Raw genomic sequence first — 5,224 nt, 5'->3', positions numbered from 1 at the left:
CGGACGGCCTGAAAGGCCGCGCCGGGACCCAGAACGGCGTGCGCTGGACTCTGGGTCCCGGCGCTTCAGCCTGCGTGCGCAGGCTTACGGCCGGGATGACAGAGAAAATTTGTATTCTGTTAACCCGAGTTCGGAGCCCTGCTGAACCCTGTCGCGCGGTTGACGCCCGGCGTGGATCGCGCACCATCACGCGATGATCCGCACCGTGATCCTTTGGGCGCTGGTTATGGCCGCAGGCGCCCTGGCGCTGCGCTGGCTGGAATTCCAGTACCTGGCGCGGCTGCTCTCCTGGCGGATCTATGTCACCGCGATCGGCATGGCCTTCGCCGCCGGCGGAGTCTGGGTGGGGTGGAAGCTGACGTGGCGGGCGCCGTCGACAACCTTCGCGCGCAACACCCTGGCGCAGCGCGCGCTCGGGGTCACCGGCCAGGAGATGCGGGTGCTGGAACGCCTGGCCGCCGGACAGTCCAACAAGGAGATCGCGCGGGCGCTCGGCCTGTCGCCCAACACGGTTAAGACCCACCTCGCCAACCTGTTCGCCAAGCTGGAGGTCGCCCGGCGCACCCAGGCGATCAGCAAGGCGCGCGACCTCCAGCTGATCCCGTGACCGGACCCAGAGCCCGCCGAAGGGGTCAGGCGCACGATCTCACCCTTTCGGGCGATACCGTTCGCAAAGCCGCGCCGGCAGGCTCCCGGCGAACCTCAAGGGAGCGCACACCATGACCCGCCTCATTCTCACCTACGGCCTGATCTCCGGCCTCGTCATCATCGCCAGCACCCTGGCTCTCATCATCGCCTTCGGCGACGGCAATATCTGGACCGGCTACCTGATCATGCTGGTGGGCCTCTCCGCCATCCTGGTGGGCGTCAAGCAGCACCGCGACCAGGCGCTGGGCGGGGTGATCAGGTTCTGGCCCGCCTTCGGGCTCGGCCTGGGCATCGCCGTCGTCGCCTCGCTCATCTATGTGGCGGTGTGGGAGGTCTATCTGGCCGCGACCCACTACAGCTTCATGGACAAGTACGCCTCCGCCATGCTCGCCGCCAAGCGCGCCGCGGGCGTCACTGGCGCGGCCTACGCCAAGGCGGTGGCCGAGGCCCAGACCCTGCGCGTTCAGTACGCCAACCCGCTCTACCGCCTGCCGGAGACCTTCGTGGAGATCTTCCCGGTGGGCCTGCTGGTCGCCGGGGTCAGCGCCGCACTGCTGCGCAATCCGCGGTTCCTCCCGGCGCGGTCGCGGCCGGCCCCGGCGGTCTAGCGGCGGTTGGCGGCGGCGGCGCGGACGCGGGCGTTGGACTGGGCGAGTGTGGCGTCAGGAATGGTGGCCAGAGCGGCGGTGTCGATCATCGGCAGTGGCGCCCCGGGGGCGGGAAGGGGCCCCAGGCCGAGCGCCGGTCGGGCGCCGGCGCGGGCCAGGTCGACCAGCGCCTGCTCGGTCCGCAGGCGGAATTCCAGCGCAAAAAGTTCGTTGGTCAGGGCGACGTCACGGGTGCGGGCGGCCAGGGCGGCGGCGAAGGCGTCCGCATCCCGGGCCTGGGCCAGCGCGCGATAGTCCTGCGCGCCGGCGGTGGCGGCGGTCATGACGGCGGCGAGAAGCAACAGGGTGCGCATGGAGCCTGCCGGTGGAACGGCCGTCCGCGGCTCGGGTTGCCGCCTATTCCTTGCGTGCGACATGGAAGCGGACCAGCTGTTCCTTCGGCGCGGTCCATTCGGGGCTCAGTTCGACGGCCTTCTGATAGTCGAAATAGGCCGCCTTGAGGTCGTCCAGGCCCTCATAGGCCAGCGCGCGGTTGTAGTAGGCCTTGGCCGGCTCCTCGGTGCCCAGCGCGATCCCCCTGTTGAGGTCGGTCAGGCCGTCGGCGTAGCGGTGCTCGCCGATCGAGGCCGCGCCGCGATTGACGTAGGCCTCGCCGAGGTCAGGCTTGATGTGGACGGCCTGGTTGAAATCCTTGGTCGCCGCCTGCCAGTTCGACCGGCGCATCCGCAGGACGCCGCGGTTGACCAAGGTGCCGGCGCGGTCGCGGGGACTGAGCTGTTCCTCCTCCAGCGACTGGGTGCACGGCGCCTCGAAGCGGGGTTCCGATTTGCCGGCCATCGCCGCCCGCGAGCAGGCTTCGGCCAGGCCGCCGCCGATCACCGTCACCGAGGCGCGGGTCGCACCCGCCACGACCAGCGCGCCAAGCGCGGCTGCACAAAGGATGAGACGCTGCATCGAGATCGCTCCATCGGGCCGCTGGGCGACGGAGGCCGCCCACCGGCGTTCGACGCGTCAGACTCTTCCTGTGGCGCCCCGCTGTCAACGCGAAGCTGACCCGTCCCCGGGCGGTCGGTCGAGCGCCAGGTAGACGCTGTCGCACCACGCTTCGCCGACGAGCCAGGTGCGGCGCGCGCGGTGCGTCTCGCCAAAGCCCAGGCGCGCCAGCAGAGCCAGGCTGGCGGCGTTGCGCGGATCGACATCGGCGGTGAGCGTGGCGATCGGGAAAGCCGCGAAGAGGTGGGCGATGACGGCGGTCAGCGCCTCGGTCGCCAGGCCCTGGCCCCAGGCGTCGGGGTGCAGGATGTAGCCGATTTCGGGCAGCCGGTAGCAGCCGGCCTTGCCGATGACGCGGCCCTGGCGCTCGATCACAAAGTCGCGGCTTTCGCCCGGCGGCGCGGCGATCATCCGGTCCAGGACGTCGCGGGTCTGTTCGAGGTCGGCATGCGGCGGGGTGGACCAGTAGCGCATGGCGCGCGCGTCGCGGAACACCGCATGCAGATCGGCCAGGTCTCCGGGCTCGGCGGGTCGCAGGCGCAGCCGCGCCGTGAGGAGTTCCGCGGGGATCAAGGGCGGGGTTGCGCCGGGACCGCCGCCGCCTCGTCCCGAATGTCGTCCCCCGCGCTGGGGCGCGGGGCGGCGGGTGGGCTGGCGTCGCGCAAGGGGATCCTGGGAATCAGCAGCAGCGCCAACAGCGCCGCCGCCACCACCCACAGGCCCAGGGCGGCGTTCGGCCTGGCGGTCAGGAAGGTTCCGAAGACGGCGACGCCGGCCAGGGTGACGCGCCTCTCCGCCTCGGTGAATTGCGGTGCGGTCACAGCCGTCCCCCCGGGCCTGGCGGGCTATTTGCCGTCGACGGAATAGGCCAGCAGCACATTGACCCCGTTGGAGCCGACGCGGGCCGCGCCGTTATTGCCGCTGACCACATAGACCATGCCATTGGCCACGGTCGGGCCCATGCCATCGATGCCGCCGCCGGGCTGGCCCTTGACGCCGTTGACGGTGTCATAGGTGCGCGAGGTGGTGGAATCCTCCCACAGGATCTTGCCGGTCCCGGCGTCATAGGCGCGGAACCAGCCGTCGAGGCCGCCCTCCAGGACGGCGCCCGGGATAACGGCGGGCGCCGCCGACTGGGACCGGACGCAGCGACTGGGTTTGCCCTTGTCGCTGGCGTAGACGCACGGGGCCCTGGGCGCGGGCGTCGACCAGACGATGGCTCCGGTGGCGGGGTTGAGCGCATAGAGGCCGGCCCGGGCCGCCGGGCCGCGTCCGGAACCCGGCCGCATCTCGGCCATCAGCGGTCCGAAATCGGCGATCGGCACGAAGACGTGTGTATCGTTGGCGCCGATGCCCCATTCCACCCCGCCCAGCGCCGAGCCCACGCCGACCTGGGTCTTCCAGACCAGCGCGCCGGTGTCGGGGTTGAGGCCGTAGACGATGCCGGATTTCTGGCCGGCCACCAGCACCTGCTTGCCGCCCTTCAGGGTCATCAGGATCGGCGTGGCGCCGAAGTCGTAGTCGGGGCCCATGGGGGTCGGGCAGTTGCCGGAGGTCGAGGCCGGTCCGCAGCCCATGACGAAATTGTCGCGCTCCGTCACCTGGCGCCGCCAGCGGATCGCCCCGGTCCTGATGTCGAGCGCCAGCACCGCGTCGGGGCCGATGGTGTCCACGTCGGTATAGCTGTCGCCGGTGACGACATAGACCTGGCCGCGCTTCAGATCGAGCGACGGCGCTGCCCAGATCGCCGCGCCGGCCGGTCCGGTGACCTTCTGGCCGGTGTCCTTCTCGCGCACCACCCTGGCCGGTTCCGGGATCATGGTGGTCTTCCAGAGCAGTTTTCCGGTGGCCAGGTCGAGCGCCGCCAGCGAGCCGCGGAAGGTGCAGCAGGCGTAGCTCTTGCTCATGGCCGCGGCCTCCTCGATCGAGGAGATCGGCACGAGAAGGCGATCGCCGGCGATCACCGGCGATCCGGTCAGCACCGAGATCGGATGGGTCTCCAGCTCGGCGGACCGCCACAGTTGTTTGCCGGTCTGGGCGTCGAAGGCGCGCACGAGGCGGTCGTTCTGGCCGACCACCGTGAGCCAGCCGCTGGGCGAGATCGGCGACCTGATGACCATCGGCGTGGTGCGCGAGACCAGATCGTCCACCGACCAGTGGACGCAGCCCGTTTGGGCGTCGAGCGCGTAGAATCTGCCCGACCGGTTGGTGACGAACAGCCAGTCGCCGACCACGGTCGGCTGGCCGCCGCCGGTCATGGCGTAGGACCACTTGACCTTCAGCCGGGGCAGGTCGGCGGCGGTGAGGCCGGGCCGGCGCTGGAAGCGCGAGGATCGCGCGTCGAGGCCCATGCTTGCCCAGTCGCCGGGCGTGGCCCGGATCGGCGGGTTGGCGGCGCACCGGGGATCGGGCGTGCTTGGACCCTTGACCGCGATGCGCGGCATCTCGATGCCCGCGGGGCGACCCTGAGCCTGCGGACCCGCCATGGTCAGATAGGTCGCGACGGCCTGTTTGTCCACGTCCGAGAGCCCCTGGGCCATGGGCGTCATGATGCCGCCGGTCATGGCGTGGACGATGTCATCGGGGGTGCGCTGGGCCAGGGCGGCGCGGTCTGGCGCGCGCTGCACGCCGCCTTCGTGGCAGGCCTTGCAGCGGGCCTCATAGATGGCGGCGCCGGCGGCCGGAGTCTGGGCCTGCGCCGACCCCAAGACCGCCATGGCTGCCAGGCCCGCCAGGGCCAGGCTGGAAAGCCAGTTACGAGCTGACGGCAATGTGGAACCCCCCGTGAAATCTGTTCGTCTCATTCGGACTTGCCGAACCCATGATGGCCATGCCCGCCGCGGCGCCGGTGGTCACCCGCCCGGCTTCGGGGCGCTCCCCGCCGCCGCCGCGGGCGTGGCGTCGGGCGACGCGGCCGGACGCGGCGGGCCGCCGCCGCGGCGTGGCATCAGCTTGGCCGCCGCGGCCAGCTCGGC

The 5,224-nt window shown here is 71.2% G+C and carries 7 protein-coding genes; 2 read left to right on the top strand and 5 right to left on the bottom strand.

Going from position 1 to position 5,224, the window contains the following annotated elements; genetic code table 11:
• Positions 1–226 precede the first annotated feature (226 nt).
• Entirely contained in the window at positions 227–607 is a 381-nt protein-coding gene (locus tag RMN86_RS05720) for a response regulator transcription factor (RefSeq protein ID WP_309604871.1), read from the top strand.
• A gap of 112 nt (positions 608–719) precedes the next feature.
• Positions 720–1,256 carry a DUF4199 domain-containing protein gene (locus RMN86_RS05715; RefSeq protein ID WP_309604870.1) on the top strand — a complete coding sequence of 179 codons (537 nt, stop codon included), beginning with the start codon at positions 720–722 and terminating at the stop codon, positions 1,254–1,256.
• On the opposite strand, the gene RMN86_RS05710 is transcribed toward RMN86_RS05715, so the two are convergent.
• The 5 genes from RMN86_RS05710 to RMN86_RS05690 all read right to left on the bottom strand — a co-directional run bounded on the left by RMN86_RS05710 (position 1,253) and on the right by RMN86_RS05690 (position 5,020).
• On the bottom strand, positions 1,253–1,609 hold the full coding sequence (locus RMN86_RS05710; protein WP_309604869.1) for a hypothetical protein: 357 nt from the start codon (positions 1,607–1,609) through the stop codon (positions 1,253–1,255). The genes RMN86_RS05715 and RMN86_RS05710 overlap by 4 nt on opposite strands.
• A gap of 43 nt (positions 1,610–1,652) precedes the next feature.
• Positions 1,653–2,210 (bottom strand): tetratricopeptide repeat protein, encoded by a 558-nt coding sequence (locus tag RMN86_RS05705; protein WP_309604868.1) that lies wholly within the window; start codon positions 2,208–2,210, stop codon positions 1,653–1,655.
• Between the two features lie 84 nt (positions 2,211–2,294).
• On the bottom strand, positions 2,295–2,822 hold the full coding sequence (locus RMN86_RS05700; RefSeq protein WP_309604867.1) for a GNAT family N-acetyltransferase: 528 nt from the start codon (positions 2,820–2,822) through the stop codon (positions 2,295–2,297).
• Positions 2,819–3,070 carry a hypothetical protein gene (locus tag RMN86_RS05695; protein WP_309604866.1) on the bottom strand — a complete coding sequence of 84 codons (252 nt, stop codon included), beginning with the start codon at positions 3,068–3,070 and terminating at the stop codon, positions 2,819–2,821. The genes RMN86_RS05700 and RMN86_RS05695 overlap by 4 nt, the downstream gene beginning before the upstream one ends.
• A 24-nt stretch (positions 3,071–3,094) precedes the next feature.
• Positions 3,095–5,020 (bottom strand): PQQ-binding-like beta-propeller repeat protein, encoded by a 1,926-nt coding sequence (locus RMN86_RS05690; RefSeq protein WP_309604865.1) that lies wholly within the window; start codon positions 5,018–5,020, stop codon positions 3,095–3,097.
• Between the last annotated feature and the right edge of the window lie 204 nt (positions 5,021–5,224).

Source organism: Phenylobacterium sp., assembly GCF_031360265.1.
In the GTDB taxonomy this organism is placed as follows: Bacteria; Pseudomonadota; Alphaproteobacteria; order Caulobacterales; family Caulobacteraceae; genus Phenylobacterium.
This window is presented reverse-complemented; position numbering and strand designations above follow the sequence as displayed.

Bases quoted from the DNA above. Each gene is read 5' to 3' on its own strand.
- RMN86_RS05720 (WP_309604871.1), top strand. From the start codon at position 227: ATGGCCGCAGGCGCCCTGGCGCTGCGCTGGCTGGAATTCCAGTACCTG.
- RMN86_RS05715 (WP_309604870.1), top strand. From the start codon at position 720: ATGACCCGCCTCATTCTCACCTACGGCCTGATCTCCGGCCTCGTCATC.
- RMN86_RS05710 (WP_309604869.1), bottom strand. From the start codon at position 1,609: ATGCGCACCCTGTTGCTTCTCGCCGCCGTCATGACCGCCGCCACCGCC.
- RMN86_RS05705 (WP_309604868.1), bottom strand. From the start codon at position 2,210: ATGCAGCGTCTCATCCTTTGTGCAGCCGCGCTTGGCGCGCTGGTCGTG.